This is a genomic window from Pseudomonas sp. CGJS7 (assembly GCF_036961695.1).
Genome location: NZ_JBAMDI010000032.1, coordinates 22,824 through 45,333 on the forward strand (window position 1 = coordinate 22,824; position 22,510 = coordinate 45,333).

Genomic DNA, 22,510 nt, shown 5'->3' on the forward strand with positions numbered 1-22,510 from the left:
TCCTCAAGCTTCGGGTTGGGGCGCGACCGGCGTCCACACGCCGCCACGCGCGGCGCTGTCGAGCATGGCGGCGATGGTGGATTGCACGCGCAGCGCATCTTTGAAAGTCGCCACCGTCGGCGGCAACGCGGTTGCGGCCTCGGGCCAACCCGCGATCGATGCGTAGATGTCGCGCATCAGATTGCAGAACGCGTCGGCCCAGGATTCTTGATGCCCGCCGGGCAGGCGCGCATACGGCTGCGCCGCGGGCGAGAGCAGGTTCGGGTCTTTTTGCAGCAGTTCGTTGGCGCGGTCGCGGTGGCCGATCCACAGTTCGTTCTGCGCTTCCTGGCGCCACTTCATCGACCCCTCGGCCGCGCAGACTTCCAGCATCAGATCGTTCTTGTGGCCGGCGCAGACTTGCCCGACCAGCAAGGCGCCGCGAGCGCCATTGTCGAAGCGCAGCAGCACCGTGGCCAAGTCTTCGCTGCTCATCTCGACCCATTCGCCGGCATCGCCCGCGCTGGCGCCGAAGCTGCCGACCGACTGCGCGGGCTTGCGCCGGCGCGGCACCACGGTGGCCGGATCGGCCAGCACCTGGGCGATCCGCAGACCGGTGACGTGCTCGGCCAGATCGCACCAATGCGAGCCGATGTCGGCCAAGGCCAGCGAGGCGCCGGAGTGTTCCGGTTCCAGTCGCCACGACCAGTCGCTGTCGCGCAGCAGCCAGTCCTGAAGGTATTGCCCGTGGACCAGATGCGGCGCACCGATCGCGCCGTCGGCGATGGCCGCGCGCGCTTGCTGGACCAGGGGATTGCCGCGGTAATTGAAGGTCACTGCATGGAACACGCCGGCGGCGCGGGCCGCGGCCAGCAGTTCGCGCGCTTGCTCGACGGTATCGGCCAGCGGCTTGTCGCAGACCACGTGCTTGCCGTTGGCGATCGCGGCCAGGGCGATGGGGTAGTGCAGGCGGTTGGGGGTGGCGATGTGGATCACGTCGATGTGCGGGTCTTCGACCAGACCGCGCCAGTCGCCGAAAGCGCGCGGAATCGCCAGTTCGCGGGCGCGGGCTTCGGCGCGAGGCAGGTCGCTGCCGGCTAATGCCGCGATTTCGACGTGGCCCAGACGCCGGATCGCGTCGACGTGCCAAGGGCCGATGAAACCCGCGCCGATCAGGCCCGCGCGCAACCGCCTCATGGCGCGCGCGCTCCGCTGCGGTCGCGGAAGCACAGCGCGAACAACAGGAACACCGCGCCGGCGCCGATCGCGGGAATCAGCCAGATCCGCGACCAATCGTGGGCAGAGGCATCGCCGGCGATGCGATAGGCATCGACCGCCTTGCCCGACAGCCACGAGCCGATCAGCATGCCCACGCCCCAGGTCACCAGGGTCAGAAAGCCTTGCGCCGACGCGCGCAGATGCGCGGGCGCTTCGCGATCCACGTAAATCTGGCCGCTGACGAAGAAGAAGTCGTAACAGATGCCGTGCAGCAGGATGCCCAGGTACAGCATCCACATCAGCTGGCCGCTGTCGCCGGCGGCGAACAACAGGTAACGCGCCGTCCACGCGGCCATGCCGATCAACAGCATCGCCTTGATCCCCAGGCGGCGGAAGAACAGCGGCATCGCCAGCATGAAGGCGATCTCCGACATCTGTCCGAAGGTCATCTTGCCGGCGGCGTTGGAGACGCCGATTTCGTTGAGAAAGCCGTTGGTGAACGCGTAATAGAACTGCAGCGGAATGCAGACCAGCAGCGAGCCGAGCATGAACACCGCGAACGAGCGGTCGCGCATCAGTTGCAGCGCGTCCAGTCCGAGAAAGTCGCGAAAGCCCGGCCGCGCCGCGCCTTGCGCCCGCGGCAACGGCGGGGTGTGCGGCAGCGCCAGCGAGAACAGCCCAAGCGCGACCAAGGCCAGCGCCGAGACCTGGAACTGCAAGGCGCTGCTCTCGGCGCGCAGCACGTAGCCGACCAGCCAGCCGGCGGCGATCCAGCCGATCGTGCCGAGCACGCGCACGCCGGGGAACTGTTGCTGCGGGTTGTCCATATGCCGGAACGCGACCGCGTTGGCCAGGGCGATGGTCGGCATGAAGCACAGCATGTGCAGCAGCAAGGCCGCATAGAACGGCACGAAGCCGGTTTGCAGCGAGGCGTAGTACAGCGTCGCCGCGCTCAGCAGGAACAGCACCGCCAGCGCGCGTTCGCTGGCGAACCAGCGGTCGGTGACCAGACCGACGAACAGGGGCGAGACGATCGCCGCGATCGCCGAGGTGCCGTAGGCCAGGCCGGTCTGCTCGCCGCTGAACTTCAGCGTCTGCAACAGGTAGGTGCCCATGGTGACCGTCCATGCGCCCCAGGCGAAATACTGCAGGAACATCATCATCGACAGGCGGATGCGGATGGACGCGGTCATGGACGTTCCCGTGGCTGTGGAGTGCGGTGGCTGGTCGGGTGCGACGTTCTCGGGGTTACAACGGGCGAATGCGGATGTTGCGATAGGCGACTTCATCGCCGTGGTCCTGCAGGCCGATCACGCCGCGCGGGGCGACGCCGAACGACGGCCAGTCCTTGAACTTGCTCGCCGCCACCCGCGCTTTCCAGTCGGGTGAACCGAGCACGCAATCGACCACTTTCTCGCCGTTGAGCCAATGTTCGATGTGGTCGCCGCGCACTACGATCCGGGTCTGGTTCCATTGCCCGACCGGGCGAACCGCGATCTTGGCCGGCGCGTACAGACCATACAGCGCCGAGGCCCAGCGGTCGCGCCCGTTCTTGCCGTCGGGATGGCGGTCGTTGTCGAGCACCTGGTACTCGATCGCGCTGCGGTAGATCTGCGGTTCGGATTCCAGGCCGCGATAGAAGATACCGCTGTTGCCGCCGGGCGAAATCTTCCAGTCGATGCGCAGTTCGAAATCGCCGTACAGCTTGTCGCTGACCAGATCGCCGCCCTCGGCGGTGCGCACGATCGCGCCGTCGACGGCTTCCCAGCCGGATATCGGCTGCCCCGGCTTGGCGTAGCCGTGCCAGCCTTGCAGCGAGCGTCCGTCGAACAGCGATACGAAACCTTCGCGTTTCTCGGCCGCGCTCAAGGTATTGGCGGCCTTGGGTTTGGCGGCGATGGCGCAGCCGGCATAGGCCAACGCGAAACACAGCGCGGCGATCGGGAGCAGGCGGGAAGCGTTGGATCGGGTCATGGCGGACTCGCTGATTGCAACGAAGACGTTCGGAAGGTGGGTGCGCTGCCGTCGTACACCCATCGATTCTGGCGCGGCCAGCCGGGCGAAGTGCGTACCTGCGTCGCGTTACCCGCGCCGATTTGCTGTTCCATGCGCATGGCCGCGCCGGGCACCGATTCGACCAGCGCCGCGCCCTCGACCGGGCCCAGCAGGGCAGCGGCGGTGTCCAGCCCGTCGGCGTCGATGCCGTGGCGCGCGATCACGGTGGTCGCGCTGCGGCCTTGCATCGGCCAGCCGCTGCGTGGGTCGATCAGGTGCGAATAGCGGCGTCCGTCGGCCTCGAACCATTGCTCGGCGTCGCCGGCGGTGGAGATTGCGGCGTGGCGCAGATACAACGTCGTCGCTTGGGAGCCGTACTTTTCTTCTTTCGCCGAGATTCCGCTCAGCGGCGCGATGCTCACGTCCCAGCCCGGCCGACCCGGCGGCGCGTCGGACACCGCGATGTCGCCGCCGAGCGCGACCAGGGCGCGGCTCACGCCTTGCGCCGCGACTGCCGCCAGCGCTTCGTCGGCGGCGTACCCCTTGGCGATTCCGCCCACGTCCAGACCGATGCCGGCCAGATCGATGCGCGCGGTCCGCGCTTGCGCGTCCAGATGCAGATGCCGATAGCCGCCGCTGGCGCGTGCGCGTTCGATCCGTTCGGCCTGCGGCAATTCGCTGAGCCGCCGCGCACTGCGCCACAGCCGGGTCAGCGCGCCCTGGGCGACGTCGAACGCGCCGCCGGAGCGTTCGGCGATGCCCTGGCCGGCTTGCAACACGCGGAACAGATCTTCGCCGACCGCTACTTCGTCGCCTCCGGCTTGCGCGGCCAGACGCATCAGTTCGCTGTCGTCGCGGTAGTCGCTGAGCCCGCGATCCAACTCGGAGATGCGGGCGAAACCGGCCTGCATCGCGCGCTCTGCGGTCGCCGCATCGCTCGCGTACAGCACGATGCGGGTCAGCGTGCCCATGTGCGCTTCGCTGCGCTGGTAGCGGATGAGCGTGGGCTCGGCCGGCGCCGCGGGCGCTGCCGTCGACAACACGGCCGTCAGCGCCAAACCGGCCAGTGCGGGCTTCACTTGCCCATCGCCCATTGCAGCCCGCCGAGCAGGAAGTTCTGGAAGCGCGGATCGCGCCAGACTTCGGGCCGGTGGCCGAGCGCGGAGTAAAACACCCGGCCCTTGCCTTGAGTGCGCGTCCAGGCCAGGGCGAAATCGCCGTCCTTGCGATGGACCTTCGGATGGGCCGCGTCGACCGAGGCGGTGTCCAGGCTCAGCAGAACGTGCACGTCGGCGCGCGACCAGTCCTTGAACTGGTAGATCTCATCGGCGATGACCAAGCGCTCGCCCAGATGCCGGGTCGCCGGATGCTTGCGGTCCTCGACCTTGACCGTCACTTCCTGGTTCCAGGGGTGTTCGTCGAAGTAACCGCCGAGCATCCGCCCGTATTCGGGCCATTGGTAGAACGTGTCGCTGGCGCTGTGGATGCCGACGAAGCCCTTGCCGCTTTCGACGAAGGCCAACAGGTCGCGTTTCTGGCGTTCGTCGATCGGCAGTTCGCCGGTGGTGTAGAAAACGACGGCGTCGTAACCCGCCAGCCGCTTGGCGTCGATGATCGACGGGTCGTGGCTGACGGTCACCCGGAAGCGCCCGGAGCGCTCGCCGAGTTCGACCAGAATCCGTTCGGATTCCGGCACGACCTCGTGTTTGTAGCCTTGCGAGTAAGTGAAGTAGAGCACCGAGGGCAGGGCGCCGTCTTTCTGCGCGGCCACCGCCGGCAAGACCCAGACCGCCAGCAACAGCAGCGCGCACAACCCGCGCAGCGCCGCCGTCGCCATCGATGTGCGCCGCCCGCTCATGCCGATTTCTTGGCCCCGTTGCGGCCCGGCATCGCCACCGCCGGCACCTGGATCGATCCGCTCAGCGTGAACGGCCCCGGCGCCAGCGTCTCCTGCGAATTCAGCGCTTCGTCCCAGGTGACCCGGCCGCCGCTGTAACCGGCCATGCGGCCCATGATCGCGGTCAAGGTGGCCTCGGACACCTGCTTGAGTTCGTTGAGCGGCTTACCGCCGCGGATCGCCGCGATCAGGTCGGCGTGCTCCTGCACATACGGATCGATATCGCTCTCGGCCAGGCGCGAATCGCGCTTCCAGGCGTTGGCGCCGGTGATCACGTGCTGATCCACGCGCGAGTTGCCGCGGGTGCCGACCAGGGATTCGGAGATGTTGTTGGCGCAGCCGTCGATCTGCCGGCACATGCTGATCATGTGCGCGCCGCTTTCGTATTCGAAGTCGGTGGCGAAGTGGTCGTAGACGTTGCCGTAGACCGATTCGGTGCGCACTTGCCGGCCGGCCAGACTGACCGCGCTGGTCGGGTGCGCGTTCATCGCCCAGTTGACCACGTCCATGTTGTGGATGTGCTGTTCGACGATGATGTCGCCGGCCAGCCAGTTGAAGTAGAGCCAGTTGCGCAGCATCCATTCGCCGTCGCTCCAGCCCGGCTTGCGGTCGATCCGCCACAGGCCGCCCTGGTTCCAGTACGCGCGGGCGGCGACGATTTCGCCGATGGCGCCGTCGTGGATGCGTTTGATCGTGTCCAGATACCCGGCCTGGTGGCGGCGCTGGGTACCGGCGGCGATCTTCAGGCCCTTGCCGTCGGCGATGTCCGACAGCGCCAGCACCTGGCGCACGCCCGGCGCGTCCACCGCGATGGGTTTTTCGGTGAACACGTGCTTGCCCGCTTCGATCGCCGCCTTGAGATGCTCGGGCCGGAACGCCGGCGGCGTTGCCAGGATCACGTAGTTGATGTCTTGCGCCAGCACTTGCTTGTAGGCGTCCAGACCGCTGAACTGGCGCTCGGGCGGTACGCCCAGGGGCTTGCCGGTCTTGGCTTCGATCGCGGCGATGCTCTTGCCCAATTGCTCCGGGAACGCATCGCCGATGGCGACCACGCGCACGCCCGGCGCGGCTTCCAGCACGTTGCGCAAGGCGCCGGTGCCGCGGCCGCCGGCGCCGATCAGGCCGACCCGGATTTCGTCGCTGCCGCCGGCGTAAGCCGAGCCGAACACCGACGCCAGGCCGACCGCGGCGGCGGTGCCTACGCTGCGCTGGATGAATTGCCGGCGACGCGGATCGAAGAGAGCGGGGGCGGCGGGGTCGCGTGGGTCGGTCATGGGGCCTTTCCGTTGGGTTCGTTGGAATCCGCCGATCCGAACGCCTCAGCAGCGCCGACCGGTGCGTTGCCTGTGGGAGCGCTTACTGATTGGGGCTGGCGCGGGTCACCTTGGATTTGAATTGCTTCAGCGCCGGGGTTTCGTTCACCGCGCGCACGATCCGGAAGCCGACGAAGCTCGCATCGGTATGCCACCAGATGCTTTGCGGCTCCTGCGGATCGCGCCGGCTCCAGGCCGGTTTGGAGGCGCGGCGGGCGGCACTGCGCAGATGCACGGCGTCGTCGTCGAACGAGCCGCCGCGCACCACATGCGGATAACGCGCCGCGCCGGGCGTTGCGAACGGATCTTTGGCGGCCGCGCCTTTCAATGCGGCGTAGCGCTGGGGGTCGTAACGGTCGAGCGTCCATTCGGCGACGTTGCCGTGCATGTCGTACAGGCCGAAGGCGTTGGGTTTCTTGCCGCCGACCTTGTGCGGGACGCTGTTGGCGTTGCCGGCATGCCAGGCGCTGGCGTCGAGCGAGGCGGCGTCGGCGCCCGACGACCACGGCGTGTCGGTGCCGGCGCGGGCGGCGTATTCCCATTCGGCCTCGGTCGGCAGGCGATAGCGGTGGCCGGTCTTGGCCGACAACCAGCGGCAGTATTCGGTGGCCGCGTGCCAGGTCATGCCGATCGCCGGCTGGCGGCCCTTGCCGAAGCCCCACGATTCGTCGGCATACGGCGGCGTCGGCCCGGTCACCGCGTCGCCGGGCGCGTCGGCGCCCTTGCTCAGCGCGGGGGCTTGCTTGCGGAACTGGTCGTACTCGTCCCAGGTGACTTCGTACTTGCTCATCCAGAACGCGCCGACCGAGACCTCGGCTTGCGGGCCTTCGTCGGCCGCGCGTCCGCTTTCGGTGGCGGGGCTGCCGATGCGCAAACGGCCGGCGGGGATCGGCAGCATCTCGAAACCGGCGCCGCCGGCGGTTTCGGTGTAAGCCGCGAATCCGGGCTTGGCCGCGGCGGACGGTTTGTCTTTGGCGAAGCTCGAAGCGCTCAGCAGCAGCGCCGGCAAGAGCGCCGCCAGGCCGATGGCGGCCCGCGGCGGAGTCGAAAGTCGAGACAAGTGCAGCCCCAGATTTAGATCGATCTAAATCAAAACTCTCACTCCGCCAAAAGGGAGTCAATCTGCACTGCAGCATCGGCGTCGGCACCCGCAACATCGCTGTGGTTATGCGAGCCCAGGTGCTGACTTCATCGAAGCGACCGCGCGATACCGCGGCCGCCTCACACCATGACCCGACCGCCGGCGATGTCGAACACCACGCCGGTGACCCACGCCGAGGCATCGCTGAGCAAGAACAGCGACGCGGCGGCGACATCGTCCGGCGTGCCCAGGCGACCGAGCGGAAAGCCCGCGAGCATTCGCGCCTGCCGTTCCGGCGTCAACGCGGTCTGGGTGCGTTCGGTCAGCACCGCCGAGGGCGAAATGCAATTGACCCGCACGCCCTGCGGCCCGACTTCCTGAGCCAGATGCCGGGTCAACATCACGATGCCGGCCTTGGCCGCGCCGTAGCCGGCCGGAGCGCCGGAGGCGACCCGCGCGCCGGCCGAGGCCATGGTCAGGATCGCGCCGCTGCCGCGCGCCAACAGGCCGGGCAGGAAACACTTGACCGTGAAAAACGTCGAAGTGAGGTTGTTGTCGATGCTGGAACGCCAGTCCTGTTCGCTGATGTCCTGCACCGGCACCGGCCGCCCGGTGCCGCCGCCGGCGAAGGCGAGCACGAAGTCGGGCGCGCCGAAATGCCGTTCGACTTCGGCCTGCATGGCTTGCACCTGGCTCAGCTGCGAACAATCGGCGGCCACCGCGATCGCTTCGCCGCCGGCCGCGTTCACCGCCGCGACGCTGGCTTGCAACGCGTGCGGGTCACGCCCGTTGATCGCCACGCGCACGCCACTGCGGGCCAAGGCCAGACAGGTCGCCGCGCCGATGCCGCGCGAGCCGCCGGTGACTACGGCGACCTTGCCGCGCAGGTCGGGAAACACCGGGACGACCGCGTCCGCGGCGGCGATGGAATGTTCAGCGTGGCTCATGCGTGCGTATCTCGATGTTGTGGCGATCCGGGTCGAAGAAATACAGCGCTTCGGCCCAGCCGCCGGCGCCGAGTTGCGGCTGCGAGCGGCCGTCGCGGGCGAAGGGACCGCCGCCGAAGGCGATGCCCGCGGTGCGCAAGCGTTCGCGGGTGGCTTCGAAGCGTTCGCGGTCGACTCGGAAAGCGAGGTGGAGGGGATCTTTCGGCGCCACGTTGAGCAAATCCAGGGTGCTGTCGGCATTGACCCGCAGCACTTCGAACGGCTCGGCCCGGCCTTCGTAACTCAGGTCCAGATAGCGCCGATAGAATCCGATGGAGGCTTGCGCATCGCTGACGCGCAGGATGAGGTGGTCGATGGTGAGCATGTCGTCGCTTGGGGGAGGGCAGCGGTGGCATCGCCAAACACGGGCGGCAAGGTGCGTTCCCGCACTTGTTCGGCCGACGTCGCGCATGCCAGTGTAGAAATCGACGGCGGCCGGCGCAGTCATCGATTCGGCATGCCGGCCATTCGAAAACGCATGGCCGGCGGCATAAGTAAAAAACGCATGAGCGGACAAGGCCGATGACGATCGAGTGGGACGATTTGAAAGTAGTGCTGGCCGTCGCCCGCAACGGCACCCTCAGCGCCGCGGCGCGTGCGCTCGGCAGCAGCCAGCCCACCGTCAGCCGTCGTTTGAACGGTCTGGAGCAGCGGCTGGGCGCGAAGTTGTTCGAGCGCGAGGAGGCCGGCTTGCGGCTCACCGCGCTGGGCCGTTCGCTGATCGGCGGGCTGGAGCAAATGGACGCCGGTGCGCTGGCGGTGCAGCGGCAAATGGCCGCGCGCGACACCGGCTTGAACGGCGAGATCGTGGTGACCAGCCTGGACTGGTTGGGCGATGAAGTGATCGCGCCGATGCTGGCGCGATTTTCGGCCTTGCATCCCGGCGTGCTGATCGAGCTGATCAACGACACCCGGGTGTTCAATCTGGCCCGGCGCGAGGCCGACCTGGCGTTCCGCTTCGGCGCGTTCGAACAGGAGAATCTGGTCGAGCGCCGGGTCGGTCAGGCCGCCTATGCGCTGTACGCATCGGATCGCTATCTGCAAGAGCGCGGGCAGCCCGATGCCGCGAACGGTTTCGAAGGGCACTTGCTGGCGCGGCTGGACCGCGCCGCCGGCGAAGTGCCCCACGAGGCCTGGCTGCCGGAGGTCGCGTACGCGGCGCGCACGACCCTGCACGCCAACGGATTGCGCGCGCATCTGGCGGCGGCGAGCGGCGGCGCGTGCATGGCGGTGCTGCCGTGTTTTCTCGGCGATCGCGACGCCGCATTGCGGCGGATCGCGGTGCCGCAGCCGATGCCGGTGCGCTCGGTGCGCGCGGGGTTTCATTCGGACATGCGTCAGACCCCGCGGATCCGCGCGCTGATCGATTTCGTGGTCGAGGAGTTCGCCCGGCTGGATGCGCGGCTCAATCCGCCGCTGTCGGAGCCGACGCTTTAATCAGCCGCGTGCGGCGAGCCGCTCCGGTCGGGAGCGGCTCGCCGGTCCGATCATTCTTCAATCGGACGCGCGCGGATCAGTTAATGCCGTTGATGAACTGCGCGCCGGTGTTGGCCGGATCCAGCCAATTGCTCAAGCGGGTGGCCGCGGTGCCGCCGCCGGTCCACGAGGTGAAGATGCGGCCGTACTGATCGCTGCGGTTGGCGCCGGTGGCGCTGCAGCTCGACGGACCGCCGTGCAACTGGCCGATCACGCGCTTGTCCGGGCTGTACAAGGGTGAGCCCGAGGAACCCGGCTCGGTCACGCCGCCGCTGGGTTGCCACTGCACATTCAAGTGCGTAGTGCCGGCGCCGCCGCCCCAGGCCACGAACGAGGTCGAGGTGGTGGACAGGCTGATGCGCTTCTCGGCGACGTTGGGATGGTGGATGGCGATGGCGCTGGGGAAGTTCTGATTGCGGCGATCCCAGCCGGCCCAGAACAGATTGAAGGCCGGATTGGCGGCGGTTCTGAGTTCCAGCAGGGTGAAGTCGGAATTGGCCGAGGTCGCCCGCACCACCGAACCCGACTGGTTCTGGCTCAGCGAGCCGTTGCCGTTGGCGCCGCTGGCCGGGGTGTTGGGCGCGCGGCAGGTCGAGTTCTGATAGTTCCAGTACACCACGATGCTGTTGGCGGCCGCGGCGGTGGTCATGCCGCAGTGATGGGCGGTGAGGAAGTACATCTTCTTGTTGTTGGCGGTGTTGTTGACCAGCGAACCGGTGCAGGCCAACGAGCCGTTCTTGGAGTACGCGGCGACCGAGCGGATGATGTCGCGGCGGCCGTTGCCGTCGGGACAGACCACGTCGACGTTGCACGCGCCGGACACGCCTTTCTCGCCGCTGGCCTCGGCCAGGCGACGGGCGAGCGGGCCGAAACCGACGTAGTCGTGATTGACCTTGCTCAGGCGCAGCTTCAACTGGCCGGCGCTGGCGCGCGGCACCACCACTTCGATCATCGCTTCCTGGCCCGGGACGATCGCCGTCCACAGCTGGCCTTGCTCGTTGTTGTCCTGGTCGGTGTATTCGCGGATCAGATCGCGGTCGCCGGCCTTGGCCTGGGTCGCCGGATAGATCAGCAAGCGCCCGCCGGCCGGCATGTGGTACTGGCTGAAGCCGAAGTTCAGCGACATCGCCTTGTCCGAACGCACGCGCTGGCGCCAGATCACGTGCTCGGCGTCGAGGTCTTCCCATACGCCGGAATTCAGCGGGGTGATGTCGACCGTCATCGGAAACGCGAAACGCGGGATGTCGCCGCGCTTGTCGCGCAACCGGTCTTCGGCCTTCAACTTGTCCACGTTCACCGCCGGCATCGTGCGCAGCGCGATCTTGTCGACCGAGGCGACGTTGGCGTGATCGAACGCCGCCGGCAAGCTGGCCGGCGCGGCGATCGCGGCGCCGATGGAAAGCGACAACAGAGCAAGGGAACCGTACAGTCGTTTCATTAGTCTTTCCTTCCTAGAGAGAGAGCCTTCTTCCGTGGCGCAGGCGCGCGCATCCGGCGAACCAAGCCGTGGGGACGACAAGGCCGGCGACAGGAGCAGGGCGATTGAAGGACGGTCAGCGAAACATCCGGTTACGCGAGAGCATCGGTGAGCGATCGCTTCGCGTCGTGGCCCGGCTTGGCGGCCACAGCGCACCCTAAGTCGCCGCCGCACTGCACAACAACGCGAAAATTCGTCGCGCGCACGCGGCTTCCGGACTCGGATCACGCAAGTGAAAAAGAAATCGTTCAGGCAGGTAAGCGGCGCGGTTTATCGGCCGAATCGATGCGGGCGTGCGTCGCTGCGAGGGGCGCGCGATTTTCCGCCGTGACGATATCGAATATGCTTTCGATCACCTTCGCATGTAGCGAGAAGGCGCCATCAGGAGTCAAGGAATGAACTCGAGATTGACAAGTTTTTGCGCGGTGGGCGGATGCGCGCTGTTGCTCGCCGGCGCTGCGTTGGCTGGTGAGTCCGGCGCCGCGTCCAAGTGCACCTTCGGCGATGCCGAGCGCGACAAGATCGTCGACGGCATGAGCTACCAGGAAGTGGTGAAGATTCTGGGCTGCGAGGGGGAGAAGAGCGAGCCGGACAGCGTGGCGTTCAACTGGAAATCGACGGTGCCGCGTCATCCCGACGACGAGATTTTGACCTACCCGGGAATATCGGCGGGGGTCAGGGACAACGGCAAGTTGTTTATGGTCATGCGTTATTGAGGGCAGGGCGCGGCCCTCACCCCAAACCTCCCCAGTAAACGGGAGAGGGAGCTTTTGCCCTTCTCCCGCTTGGCGGGAGAAGGTGGTCCGCAGGACCGGATGAGGGCACGCCGCGCAGGCGCCCGCGATCACTCGGCCGCGAAATGCGCCAGAAACATGTCGGTAGTGGTCTCGGCCACCCGCTTGCGCTCAGCCACGCTCAGCATCGGCTTGCCCAAGGTGATCTGCGGCCAGAACGCGAAACCCTTGATCATCCCCTGCAGCAGCATCGACGCGAACTGCGGATCGTCGGTGTTCAACCGCCCGTCCGCGGACGCGGCGCGGATCCACGCCGTCAGCCCTTCTTCCTTGTCGCCGACCCGGGTGAAGATTTCCTGCGCGCGCTCGGGCGAGGGGATGATCGCGACGATCGCCACCCGGATCAGATCGATGAAGCCTTCCTCGTGCAGCAGGTCGAGCTTCTGCCGCACCAGTTCCAGCAATTGCGGGCGCAGCGGCCGGTCGGCCCGATAAGCCAGTTCCGGCGAGGCGCCGCTGCGTTCGAACAATTGCTGCAGGATCTGCGCGAACAACACTTCCTTGCTCGGGAAGTGGTTGTAGACGGTGCGCTTGGACACCCCGGCGCTGGCCGCGATGCGGTCCATGCTGGTGGCCTCGTAACCGGCCTGGCGGAATTCGATCACCGCCGCGTCGAGGATGGCCGCGCGCTTGCGGTCGGTCAGGCGGGCCGGGGGCGGGGTGGGTGTGCTCATGGCCACAGATTACACCGATGGGTTTACTTTTTCAAAAAGTACACTACACTGGGCAGTGTAAATGTTCAGGCAAGCCGGGAGCGCCCTGTTTTCAGCCTCCCGCCTTCGCCCCTTCAGCCTGCCAATCGGAGCCCCACCGTGAGCGCCTGCCTGTTCTCCTCCGCCAAGACCCGTTCCTCGCTCGCCGAGCGCGGCGACTCGCCGCAGTTCGCCGACGGCCGCTTCCGCAATCCGGTCCCGCGCCCGGCTACCGGCTTTTTCAAGATGCTCCGGATCATCGGCGACGCCTTGTGGAACAAGCCGGCCGACTCGGCGCCGGCGGCGCCGCCGCAAGTGTTGGCGCTGAGCGCGCGGCAACTCGAACAAGCGCCGGACCACAGCCTGTTCCGGCTCGGCCACTCGACCATGCTGATCAAACTGCGCGGCGGCTGGTGGATCACCGATCCGGTGTTCGCCGAGCGCGCCTCGCCGGTGCAGTGGGCCGGGCCCAAGCGTTTCCACGCGCCGCCGATCGCGCTGGAGGATCTGCCGCCGCTGCGCGGGGTGATCCTGTCGCACGACCACTTCGATCATCTGGACTACGACACCGTGCTGCGGCTGGCCAAGACCGCCGACGTGTTCCTGGCGCCGCTGGGCGTGGGCGATCGCTTGATCGAGTGGGGCATCGACGCGGCCAAGGTCCGCCAGTTCGACTGGTGGCAGGGCACCACCATCGACGGCGTGCAGTTCATCGCCACCCCGGCGCAACACTTTTCCGGCCGCGGCCTGTTCGACAGCGACAAGACTTTGTGGGCGTCGTGGACCATCCTGGACCGGCCGCAAGAGGGCCCGTCGCTGCGGCTGTTCTTCAGCGGCGACACCGGCTACTTCGACGGCTTCAAGGAAATCGGCCGCCGTTTCGGGCCGTTCGATGTGACCCTGCTGGAAACCGGCGCCTACGACGCCAACTGGCCGTACGTGCACATGCAGCCTGAGCATACGGTGCAGGCGCATCTGGACCTGCGCGGCCGCTGGCTGCTGCCGATCCACAACGGCACCTTCGATCTGGCCATGCACCCGTGGACCGAACCGTTCGAACGCGTGTCCGCGCTGGCGGCCGAGCGGGGCATCGCCTTGACCACGCCGCGCATGGGCGAACGCGTGGATCTGCGCGCGCCGCAGGCGATGACGCCGTGGTGGCGCGAAACCGTCCCATCCGATTCCACCACCGCAGCCGCGGTCAAGCACGAGGTCGCACTATGAGGTTTCGCCTGCAAGACAGCATCGATGCCGAGGCCATGCGCGGAATCACCGAAGCGGTGTTGCGCGCCGATCTGGGCAGTCGGATCAATTTCGAACGCGACTTCGAGTACGACGCGCTGATCGTGCGGGTCGAGAACTGGCTGACGGTGGCCGAAACCATGGCTGCGATCGCGCGCAGCGGGCATGCGGTCGCCGCGGTGGTCGACGAGTCCAACGACGCGCCGAGATTCGCGGCCGGGCGGTGAGCGCAGCGGCCGACTTCGCTGAGCCGGGCTTAGACTGGCGGCAACGATCCGCGACAAGGTCCGGGATCGAATCGCCGCGAGAAACCAGCGGTTTCCGCCCCACTCTGGAGACGTAGTCGATGACGCTCGAATGCATCAACCCCAGCGATCTGCCGCCGCAGCAAAGCTACACCCAGGTCGTGGTCGCGACCGGAAGCAAAATGGTCTTCGTCTCGGGCCAGGAGCCGGAGGACATCAACGGCAATCTGGTCGGCCCCGGCGATCTGGCGGTACAGGCGCGCCAGGTTTACGCCAATCTGGGCCGTGCGCTGGCCGCGGCCGGCGCACGGCCCGATCAAGTCGCCAAGATCACCATCTACGTGGTCGATTACCAGCGCGACCGATGCCTGGCGACGATTGAAGCCGCGCGCAAGACGTTGTTCGGCGATCACAAGCCGGCCGATGTGCTGCTCGGCGTGACCTCGCTGTCGCCGGGCTATCTGATCGAGGTCGACGCGATCGCGGTCATCGATTGACCGCGCCGCGCGGCCAAACCGGAAAACCGCCCTCGCGGGCGGTTTTCCGGGCCTGTACGCAGGCAGGGATCAGAACTTGTAGGTCAAACCCAGATACATGATCCGGCCGGAGTAGTTGTTGGTCCACAGCCGCGCCCGGGTGTCGTTGCCCAGGTGCTCGCGCTGTTCTTCCTTGGTCACGTTGAGCACCGAGCCGCTCAGGCTGAGCCGGTCGCTGAGGTTGTAGGACGCGTTCAAGTCCAGTTGCGAGTAGGGCTCGGTGTAGATGCTCAAACCGCTGTGCAGCCCGCCTACCACTTCGCCGCGGCGGTTGTACGAAGCCCGCACCAGGAACTTCGGCGTTTCGTAGAACACGGTGAAATTGGCCTGGTTCTTGGCGCTGCCGACCAACGGCGAACTGGCGATCTGCTCGCCGTTGAGTTCGACCGCGGCCAGGTTGGTGTCGTTGTAGGTGTAGTTGGCCTGGAAGCCGAGACCGAAATCGAAGGTGTGCTGCGCGTACAGCTCCACGCCTTGCGAGACGCCGTCGCGGCCGTTGGCGGAGGTGCTGTAGTCCTGCACCGTCACCGTTTCCCCGCCGATGGTCACCGCGGTGTCCTGGACCACGGGCACGACGAAGTTCTTGACGTTCTTGCGGAACAGGGCCATGCCCAGGACCGCGCCCGGACGGTAGTACCACTCCACGCCGACGTCGAACTGGGTCGCTTCGAACGGATCCAGATCCTTGTTGCTGCCGTTGCCTCGCCAACCCAGATCGCCGCCGCCGGCGGCCGAGCGGTCGGCGCTGTATTCCGGGCTGTAGTAGTTCAGACCGCCCGGGTAGGCGATGTCGGTGAACGCCGACCGCGCGATGACCTTGGACGCGGCACCGCGCAGCACGATGCTATCGCTCACGTCCCAGGCGATGTTGAAGCTCGGCAGGTAGTCGGTGTAGCTCTTGTTGAGCGTGTTGAGCGCGAAGGTCTTCGACCGGCCCAGTTGGTCGGGCAGCCTGACGAAGCCGCTTTCGCAGGTGTAACCGCCGTTGGAGCCCAGCAGCGCGCCGGCCGCGGGATCGGTGCACGACATCGGATTGCCGGCGGTGTTGTCGGCGAAATAGTCGTTGAAACGCTCGACCGAATCGGTCGATTCCGCGCCTTGCTTGGTCTTGACCACGCGCACGCCGAAGTTGCCGCGCAGGCGCTGGGTGCGGAAATTGGCCTGCAGGTAACCGCCGGTGGATTTTTCGTCGACGTTGTAGATGAAGTCGGGCTCGCGCCGGCTTTGCATGCCGCCGTATCGGTTGTTGAGATAGCCCAGGTAAGCCGGGAAATCGATCCCGGGGAAGACGTTGGCGTTGAAGCCGCCGGCCAGATTGCCGATCGGGTTGGACAGGAAGAACCCCGGTTGCGCGATCCCCGCGGTCGAGTCGCAGCCGGCCTGATAGCGCTTGCTGTAATCGCCCGGGTCCGCGCCCTGGCAGACCCAGTAGGTGTTGCCGGTGTTGCGATGGACCGAACTGTCGGCGTACTTGGCGCCGAACTGCAGCGATTCCAGCCAGCCGCTCAGAAAGGTCTTGGTCGCGTCGATCTGGAAGTGGTTCTGCTTGATCTCGGTTTCCTTCCACGACGAATCGGTGGAACCGGTATCGATCTCGGCGACGCCCGCCATCAGCTGGTTCTGGATGTTCGGCGAGAACTGCATCGACGGGGTGCCGCTCAGATCCCAGGCGCTGTAGCTATTGCCGGGCTCCCACACGCCGTTGACGTTGCGGCGCGGCTTGGCCGACATGCGGAAGTTCATCGACGGCCCGCCCTTGGACCAGGTCCGTCCACCCTTGGCGGCGATCCGCAGCAGGTCGGTGGCCTGCCATTCGACCTCCAGGCCGGCGGTCTGCGACAGCGCCTTTTCGCGGCCGTAGCTGCCGCTCAGTTGCGGCGTCGGCACGGTGCAATCGTCCGAACCCCAACCGCCGCTGGGTTTGCCCTGCGCCGCGGCCTCGGCGTCGTTGCAGGGGTAGGCCTTGCCGGCCAGTTTTTCGTACTGCGCGCCGGTGACGATGGTGCCGCTGCGGTCCAGGGTGAAGCCGTTGAGCAAGCGGCCGCCGGCCCAGTTGCCGTCCTGTTTGAACCGGGCCAGGTTCCACTCGGGGATCTTCAGCAGATTGAGCGTGTAATCGCCTTGCAGCTCGAAGCGGAAGTAGTTGGCGGTCAGGGTCAGGTTGTCGGTGGGCTTGAACTGCGTGGTCAGCTGCAGACCCTTGCGTTCGCGTTCTTCCTCGCGCACGCCGAAGTTGACCGAGGTCGGCAGAAAGAAACCGGAGTAGCGGCGGCCGTTTTGGTCGTTGATCGCCGAGCCTTGTCCCCACCACTGGCCGACGCTGGGATCGAGCGGGCGGCCATGGGCATCGACGACCGGGTGGGTGGCCGCGCCGTTGACCTTGTCGGTGTACCAGTTCCAGTCCTCGGTGCTGACTTCCATGCTGCGGTTGGTGCGCTTTTGCTGGGTCGCGCCGACCAGGAAACCGAAGCGGCTGTCGTCGCTGTGCCAGGAGTACATGGCCGACAACTGCGGATCGGTGGTCTTGCTGCTGTCGGAGTAGGTGCCTTCCAGGCTGACGAAGCCGGAGTTGGATTCCATCTCCAGCGGGCGTCGGGTGCGCAGAATCACGGTGCCGCCGATACCGCCTTCGTCGATGCGCGCTTCCGGCGTCTTGAACAGCTCGGAGCTGGACAGCATGTTGGCCGGCAGCAGGGTGTAGTTGAACGAGCGCGTGGCCTCATCGTTGGTTTCGGAGGAAGCGACGTAGTTGCCGTTCAACTGGGTCAGGGTGAGGTCCGGCGCCAGGCCGCGCACGCTCACCGTCTTGCCTTCGCCGCCGCTGCGGGTGATCACCACGCCCGGCACGCGTTGCAGCGCGTCGGCGACGTTCTTGTCGGGGAACTTGCTGACGTCCTCGGCGGTGATGACTTCCACCACCGCGTTGGCGTTGCGCTTCTGGTCGAGGCTTTTTTCGATCGAATAGCGGAAGCCGGTGACCACGACCTTGTCGAGGTCCTTGGCTTGATCGGAGGCTTTGGCGGTGGCCGCAGTTTGCTCAGTCTGGGACTGGGCTTGTGCCGAGACGGGCACATACAGCGCCGCGCACAGCGCGACCGCCAACGAGTTACGAGCGTGCACTTTCATCGAATGACTCCCCTCAGTGGCCCCTGTGACTGGTGTCTTGAGCCGGCGGAGGCGCTTAGATCGATCTAAAAATGAGCTAGACCGGTAGGGCTTCCGCTGTCTCGATCCGGATACGCGTGCTTTTGGATCGATTTAAGTATCACCAGAAGCCGGGCGCTAAAGCATGCGGCGGCGCAGCAAGGGTGGCCCCGGCGTGAGGTCGGTCACGCTTTTGGAGGCCGCGTTGAGGCGGATGCCACAGTTTCGAGGGAGCGGCCAGATCGCACTTCAACCGCATGGCCTACCTGTAGGAGCTGCGCGAGCTGCGACCGCGCAGGTTGCAGATGGTTGCGCGGGCGGCCGTAGGTTCGCGGTCGCGGCTCGCGCCGCTCCTACAGGTAGCGCAGGGTCTTTCGCGTGTGCGCACGAAAGCCCGGGCGCCTTGAGGGAGGCAGGGCGCCCGGGCGCCATATCGCGATCGCGTCAATCAGTAGTCCAAACGCACCCGCAACCCGACCGTGCGCGGATCGTTCCAATAAGCACGAATGAAACCACCCGCATCATCGGCCCAGTTCTTGGTCATCTTGTCGGTGGCGTTGAGCACATACAGCTCCGCGCGCCAGAACGACGGCGTCTGCAGGCTCAAGCTGGCATCGACCGTCGTATAGGCCTTCTGCGCGTCGGACACGTGCGGGTTGTCGAGGTTGCGCAGGGTGAAATACATCTTGTCCTGCCACTTCACGCTGACCCACGGCACCAATTCATAACCGTTGCCGAACTTGAAGGTGTGCGAGGCGTTGATGCCGGCGGTGAACTTCGGCGTCATCGGCAGATGATGGCCGGTGATGTCGTAGATCTGGCGGCCGGCCAGGGTCGGGTCGGGGCCGTTGTAGGGCGCGGGGCAGGCCGGTGCGCCGAATTCTTCGCGCACGCCGCAGTTCCACTCGTCGCTGAAGGTCGGGTAGTCCTTGATCTTGCTGTTGATGTACGAGAAGAAGCCGCCGATGCGGGTGTTGGGCGTGGCCAGGTAATCCACTTCCACTTCCAGTCCGGGGATGTTGACCGTGCCGACGTTGACGGTCTGCCACTTCTTGATCACATCGCAGGTCGGGTCCCAATCGGGGCAGGGTTCTTCGACGTGGACCTTGGCGGCGAAGAAATCGCCGGTCACCTGCATGTCCTTGTAGCGGCTGTAGAACGCGGTCACCGACAGGCTCAGGCGCTTGTCCAGCAACAAGCCCTTGTAGCCGACTTCGAAGTTGGTGACGGTTTCCGGCTTGTACGGGAAGAAGGTGTACTGCGGGCCGGCCGGGCCCTCGATACAGACTTTGCCGCCGCAAGCATCGTCCTTGTCGCCGAAGCCGCCGGCCTTGTAGCCGGTGGACAGCGAGGTGAACAGGATTTCGTCGTCGGACAGGTCCTTGGTCAGGCCCAGGCGCCAGGTGACCTTGCGCCAGGATTCGGAGTGTTCGTTCTCGGCCGGCGGGCCCCACAGCTTGTAGGCGTCGATGCCGCCGAACGGGCCCATGCGTTCGGTCAGGTCGCGGCCGTTGTGCGGGCGGAAGCCCGGCTGGCCCGGCGTGCCGGGGTTGTACAGGCCGTTGTAGTAAGCGGTCGATTCGGTATCCCAGCCGCCGTAGACCTGGCCGCCGCGGTCGGTCTTTTCGTCGCGGCTGTAGCGCGCGCCGAAGGTGGCGTTCCAGGTCGGGGCGAAGCGCCAGTCGGCCTGGGCGAAGATCGCCTTGGCGTCGATCTGGCGGTTGGGCTGGTGGTAGAGCTGGCTGATCGGATAGCCGAACGGCGCGTTGACCAGCAGTTCCTGGGCGTAGTTGATCTGGTTCTTCTCGTGCATCCAGAACAGACCCGACACCAGCTTCAGGCGTTCGCCCTGATGCTTGAACTGCAGTTCGTGCACCACCGACTTGTACTTGGAATCCAGGGTGATCGAGGTGTTGTCGCGCACCGGCCACACGCCCCAGTCGCCTTCCGGCGGTACCGGGAAAGTGGCGGTCACCTGCGAGGGGATTTCGTGATAACCGCCGTCGTCGTCGGCGATCTGCGAACGCTTCTGGGTGGCGAAGGCGACGCTGTATTCCAGGCTGTTGGTATCGCTGAGGAACCAGTTGAGGTTGGAGCGGACCGTGTCGATCGACATGTCGGTCTTGCCGGGCACGTTGATCTTCACGTCCCACTTGCCGCCCTGGCAGGCGAAGCGGGTGCCGGCGGCCTGATCGCAGTCCTTCAGCCCGACCTGGCCGGCGCCGGAGTTCTGGAATTTCTCGTACGCCAGCAGCCACTCGACGTTGTCGGTGAAGGCGAAACGCGCAGCGATGCGCGCGGCCCATTCGTCGCGGTTGTAGTAGTACTTGTCGCGCCCGACCTTGACGTTGCGGCGTTGGTCGACGTCGGGAATGCCGTCGGCGATGAACCCGCGCTCGGGGATGTTGACGTCGGTGAAATCCTGCTGCTGGTCGATCCAGCCGTCGCGCTCGACCTTGGTCGCGGAAAAACGCAGGGCGAAGCGATCGTTGACCGCGATGTTCTGGATCAGATTGAGCTGGCGCAGGTTGTAGCTGCCCACGTCGAGCTCGGCGCTGCCGAAGGTGGAATCGAAGCGCGGCTTGGCCGGGATGATGTTGATGCTGCCGCCGGTGGAGTTGCGGCCGAACAGCGTGCCCTGCGGGCCGCGCAGCACTTCGACCTGGTCGACGTCGAACATCAGCGCCAGCGCGCCTTGCGGACGCGGCGAGTACAGACCGGCCACGTGCAGGCCCACGGCCGGATCGCCGATCTCGGTGAAGTTGTTGGCGCCGATGCCGCGGATGCTGACCTGCACGCCCGAATCCGGGCCCGAGGCGATCTGCACATTGGGCATGGTGCCCGACAGGCCGCGCACGTCGCGGATGCCTTCGCGGGTCAGCGCTTCCTGGGTGACGGCGGTGACGGTCACCGGCGTCTTCAGCAGATCCGATTCGATGCGGGTGGCCGAGACGTGCACGGTCTCCAGGGTGGTCCTGGCTTCGCCCGGGGTGGCCTGCCCAGCGCTGGCCTGTTGCTCGTCCTCGCTCGCGCTGGACTGGGCCATGACCGGGGCGGTGGCGCAGCCGATCAATACCGCCGCCACCGCGACGGCGAGGCCGGTCGGTCGGACAGCGCTGGGATGCTTTTTCATCGTTGGCTCCTGGTTGTACGGCGACTCGGGCCGGCGGGCCCGTGCTTGGTTGAGGCCGGCAGTGGCGGATGCGTTGCCCCGATCAGGGCGAGACGGGAGTGTTTTTCCCGGAGTACACGGTGTGGTTGCGTACCAGCGGTCTGGCCCAGACGCTGACGCTGAGGATGTAGAGCAGCGGAATGAACACCAGCGACATGCCCGCGCGCAGGCCCCAGTGATCGGCGATCAAACCGATCAGCAGCGGCACGATCGCGCCGCCGAGGATGCCGCTGCACAGGATTCCCGAGAACGCGCCGTGGTGCTGCGCGACCGAGTTCAATCCCAGCGAGAAGATCACCGAGAACATCACCGACAAGAAGAAGCCCGCGAGGGGAAAGGCCAACTCGGAGAGGGAGGCGGGGCCGAAAAGGGCGAGGCCGAGGCAGGCGATGGCCAGGATCGAAAAAATCGCCAGCACCAGCTTGGAATCCAGCAGTTTCAGCAAGCCCAGGCCGACCAGACAGCCCAGCGACATCAAGCCCCAGAAGCGGCTGACCGCGACCGCGCCTTGCTCGGTCGCCGACAGGCCGTGGTAGCTGTGCAGGAACTGCGACATCCAGTTGGCGATGGACTGCTCGGCGCCGACGTAGGCGACGATGGCCAGGAAGAACAAGCGCACATCGCGGCGGCGCAACAGGCTGAGGTAGGCCTCGCGGCTGCCGGCGCGCTCGTCGTCCTTCAGCTCCACCGCCGGCAGCGGCAGCTTGTAGTTGAGCAGCGCCAGCAGCACGAACGCGGCGCTGAAATACCAATAGAACGTCAGCCACGCCAGCGGATGTCCGTCCACGTCCGGGCGCTGCATGTAGTACTTGAACACCAGCGGGCTGAGGAAGGAGGCCAGTCCGAACACCAACTGCGCCATCACCGAGAAGAACGCGAAGTGCTGTTCGCCGCCGGCGGTGCGCATCAGCGGGTTGATCACTACCTGCAGCAGCGCCATCCCCAAGCCGATCACGAACAGACCGGCCACCACCGAGAAGTAGCCCGGGATCAGCGCGATCGCCAGCGCGCCGACGAAATTCAACGCGAACGCGGCGAACAAGGTGTAGCGGGTGCCGCGGATTTCGATCAGCAGGCCGCCGGGAATCGAGATCAGGCCGTAGGCGAGGAAGAACGAGAACGGCATGAAGCCGGCCATGGTCAGGCTCAGCTTGAAGTCCTGGATCGCGATCGGCATCAGCGGCCCGATCAGGTTGGTGATGAAGGACAGCGCGAACCAGATCAGGAGGATGTAACCGATGATCAGCGGCCGATGCTTCATGG

At 66.3% G+C, this 22,510-nt stretch carries 19 protein-coding genes; 5 read left to right on the plus strand and 14 right to left on the minus strand.

From position 1 onward, the window contains the following. Window positions 1–3 precede the first annotated feature (3 nt). The 9 genes from V7787_RS19955 to V7787_RS19995 all read right to left on the minus strand — a co-directional run bounded on the left by V7787_RS19955 (window position 4) and on the right by V7787_RS19995 (window position 8,794). The gene (locus tag V7787_RS19955) at window positions 4–1,176 is read right to left on the minus strand and encodes a Gfo/Idh/MocA family protein (protein ID WP_336089265.1); all 1,173 of its coding nucleotides are present in this window, start codon (window positions 1,174–1,176) and stop codon (window positions 4–6) included. Next, the gene (locus tag V7787_RS19960) at window positions 1,173–2,390 is read right to left on the minus strand and encodes a nucleoside permease (RefSeq protein ID WP_336089266.1); all 1,218 of its coding nucleotides are present in this window, start codon (window positions 2,388–2,390) and stop codon (window positions 1,173–1,175) included. The genes V7787_RS19955 and V7787_RS19960 overlap by 4 nt, the downstream gene beginning before the upstream one ends. A gap of 55 nt (window positions 2,391–2,445) precedes the next feature. Then, complete coding sequence (locus tag V7787_RS19965; protein WP_336089267.1) at window positions 2,446–3,171, minus strand: 3-keto-disaccharide hydrolase; 726 nt, start codon at window positions 3,169–3,171, stop codon at window positions 2,446–2,448. Further along, window positions 3,168–4,271, minus strand: a complete 1,104-nt coding sequence (locus tag V7787_RS19970; protein ID WP_336089268.1) for an FAD:protein FMN transferase — start codon at window positions 4,269–4,271, stop codon at window positions 3,168–3,170. The genes V7787_RS19965 and V7787_RS19970 overlap by 4 nt, the downstream gene beginning before the upstream one ends. Next, window positions 4,268–5,050 carry a ThuA domain-containing protein gene (locus tag V7787_RS19975; protein WP_336089269.1) on the minus strand — a complete coding sequence of 261 codons (783 nt, stop codon included), beginning with the start codon at window positions 5,048–5,050 and terminating at the stop codon, window positions 4,268–4,270. Before V7787_RS19975 ends, V7787_RS19970 begins: the two co-directional genes overlap by 4 nt. Continuing rightward, on the minus strand, window positions 5,047–6,363 hold the full coding sequence (locus tag V7787_RS19980) for a Gfo/Idh/MocA family protein (protein ID WP_336089270.1): 1,317 nt from the start codon (window positions 6,361–6,363) through the stop codon (window positions 5,047–5,049). The genes V7787_RS19975 and V7787_RS19980 overlap by 4 nt, the downstream gene beginning before the upstream one ends. Before the next feature lie 82 nt (window positions 6,364–6,445). After that, window positions 6,446–7,462, minus strand: a complete 1,017-nt coding sequence (locus V7787_RS19985) for a formylglycine-generating enzyme family protein (protein WP_336089271.1) — start codon at window positions 7,460–7,462, stop codon at window positions 6,446–6,448. A gap of 161 nt (window positions 7,463–7,623) precedes the next feature. Then, entirely contained in the window at window positions 7,624–8,430 is an 807-nt protein-coding gene (locus tag V7787_RS19990; protein ID WP_336089272.1) for an SDR family NAD(P)-dependent oxidoreductase, read from the minus strand. Next, entirely contained in the window at window positions 8,417–8,794 is a 378-nt protein-coding gene (locus V7787_RS19995) for a VOC family protein (protein WP_336089273.1), read from the minus strand. The genes V7787_RS19990 and V7787_RS19995 overlap by 14 nt, the downstream gene beginning before the upstream one ends. A 197-nt stretch (window positions 8,795–8,991) precedes the next feature. Here V7787_RS19995 and V7787_RS20000 point away from each other — a divergent pair, with 197 nt between their 5' ends. Further along, window positions 8,992–9,906 carry a LysR family transcriptional regulator gene (locus tag V7787_RS20000; RefSeq protein WP_336089274.1) on the plus strand — a complete coding sequence of 305 codons (915 nt, stop codon included), beginning with the start codon at window positions 8,992–8,994 and terminating at the stop codon, window positions 9,904–9,906. A gap of 76 nt (window positions 9,907–9,982) precedes the next feature. On the opposite strand, the gene V7787_RS20005 is transcribed toward V7787_RS20000, so the two are convergent. Further along, the gene (locus V7787_RS20005; protein ID WP_336089275.1) at window positions 9,983–11,383 is read right to left on the minus strand and encodes a trypsin-like serine peptidase; all 1,401 of its coding nucleotides are present in this window, start codon (window positions 11,381–11,383) and stop codon (window positions 9,983–9,985) included. Between the two features lie 434 nt (window positions 11,384–11,817). Between V7787_RS20005 and V7787_RS20010 the strand changes: the two genes are divergently transcribed. After that, on the plus strand, window positions 11,818–12,138 hold the full coding sequence (locus V7787_RS20010; protein ID WP_336089276.1) for a hypothetical protein: 321 nt from the start codon (window positions 11,818–11,820) through the stop codon (window positions 12,136–12,138). Between the two features lie 128 nt (window positions 12,139–12,266). On the opposite strand, the gene V7787_RS20015 is transcribed toward V7787_RS20010, so the two are convergent. Beyond that, complete coding sequence (locus tag V7787_RS20015) at window positions 12,267–12,890, minus strand: TetR/AcrR family transcriptional regulator (RefSeq protein WP_336089277.1); 624 nt, start codon at window positions 12,888–12,890, stop codon at window positions 12,267–12,269. Window positions 12,891–13,028: 138 nt separating this feature from the next. On the opposite strand from V7787_RS20015, the gene V7787_RS20020 reads away from it, so the two are divergent. From V7787_RS20020 to V7787_RS20030, 3 genes are all read left to right on the plus strand, one after another. Then, the gene (locus tag V7787_RS20020) at window positions 13,029–14,132 is read left to right on the plus strand and encodes an MBL fold metallo-hydrolase (protein ID WP_442965326.1); all 1,104 of its coding nucleotides are present in this window, start codon (window positions 13,029–13,031) and stop codon (window positions 14,130–14,132) included. Next, complete coding sequence (locus V7787_RS20025) at window positions 14,129–14,377, plus strand: hypothetical protein (RefSeq protein ID WP_336089278.1); 249 nt, start codon at window positions 14,129–14,131, stop codon at window positions 14,375–14,377. Before V7787_RS20020 ends, V7787_RS20025 begins: the two co-directional genes overlap by 4 nt. A gap of 119 nt (window positions 14,378–14,496) precedes the next feature. Continuing rightward, window positions 14,497–14,892, plus strand: coding sequence for a RidA family protein (locus V7787_RS20030; RefSeq protein WP_336089279.1), 396 nt, complete (start codon window positions 14,497–14,499; stop codon window positions 14,890–14,892). Between the two features lie 69 nt (window positions 14,893–14,961). Here the strand turns inward: V7787_RS20030 and V7787_RS20035 are convergent, their stop codons facing one another. The 3 genes from V7787_RS20035 to V7787_RS20045 form a co-directional block, all read right to left on the minus strand. Continuing rightward, window positions 14,962–18,057 (minus strand): TonB-dependent receptor, encoded by a 3,096-nt coding sequence (locus V7787_RS20035; protein ID WP_336089280.1) that lies wholly within the window; start codon window positions 18,055–18,057, stop codon window positions 14,962–14,964. 466 nt (window positions 18,058–18,523) lie between these two features. Beyond that, window positions 18,524–21,208, minus strand: a complete 2,685-nt coding sequence (locus tag V7787_RS20040; RefSeq protein ID WP_336089281.1) for a TonB-dependent receptor — start codon at window positions 21,206–21,208, stop codon at window positions 18,524–18,526. 82 nt (window positions 21,209–21,290) lie between these two features. Further along, the gene (locus V7787_RS20045; protein WP_336089282.1) at window positions 21,291–22,508 is read right to left on the minus strand and encodes an MFS transporter; all 1,218 of its coding nucleotides are present in this window, start codon (window positions 22,506–22,508) and stop codon (window positions 21,291–21,293) included. Window positions 22,509–22,510 lie beyond the last annotated feature (2 nt).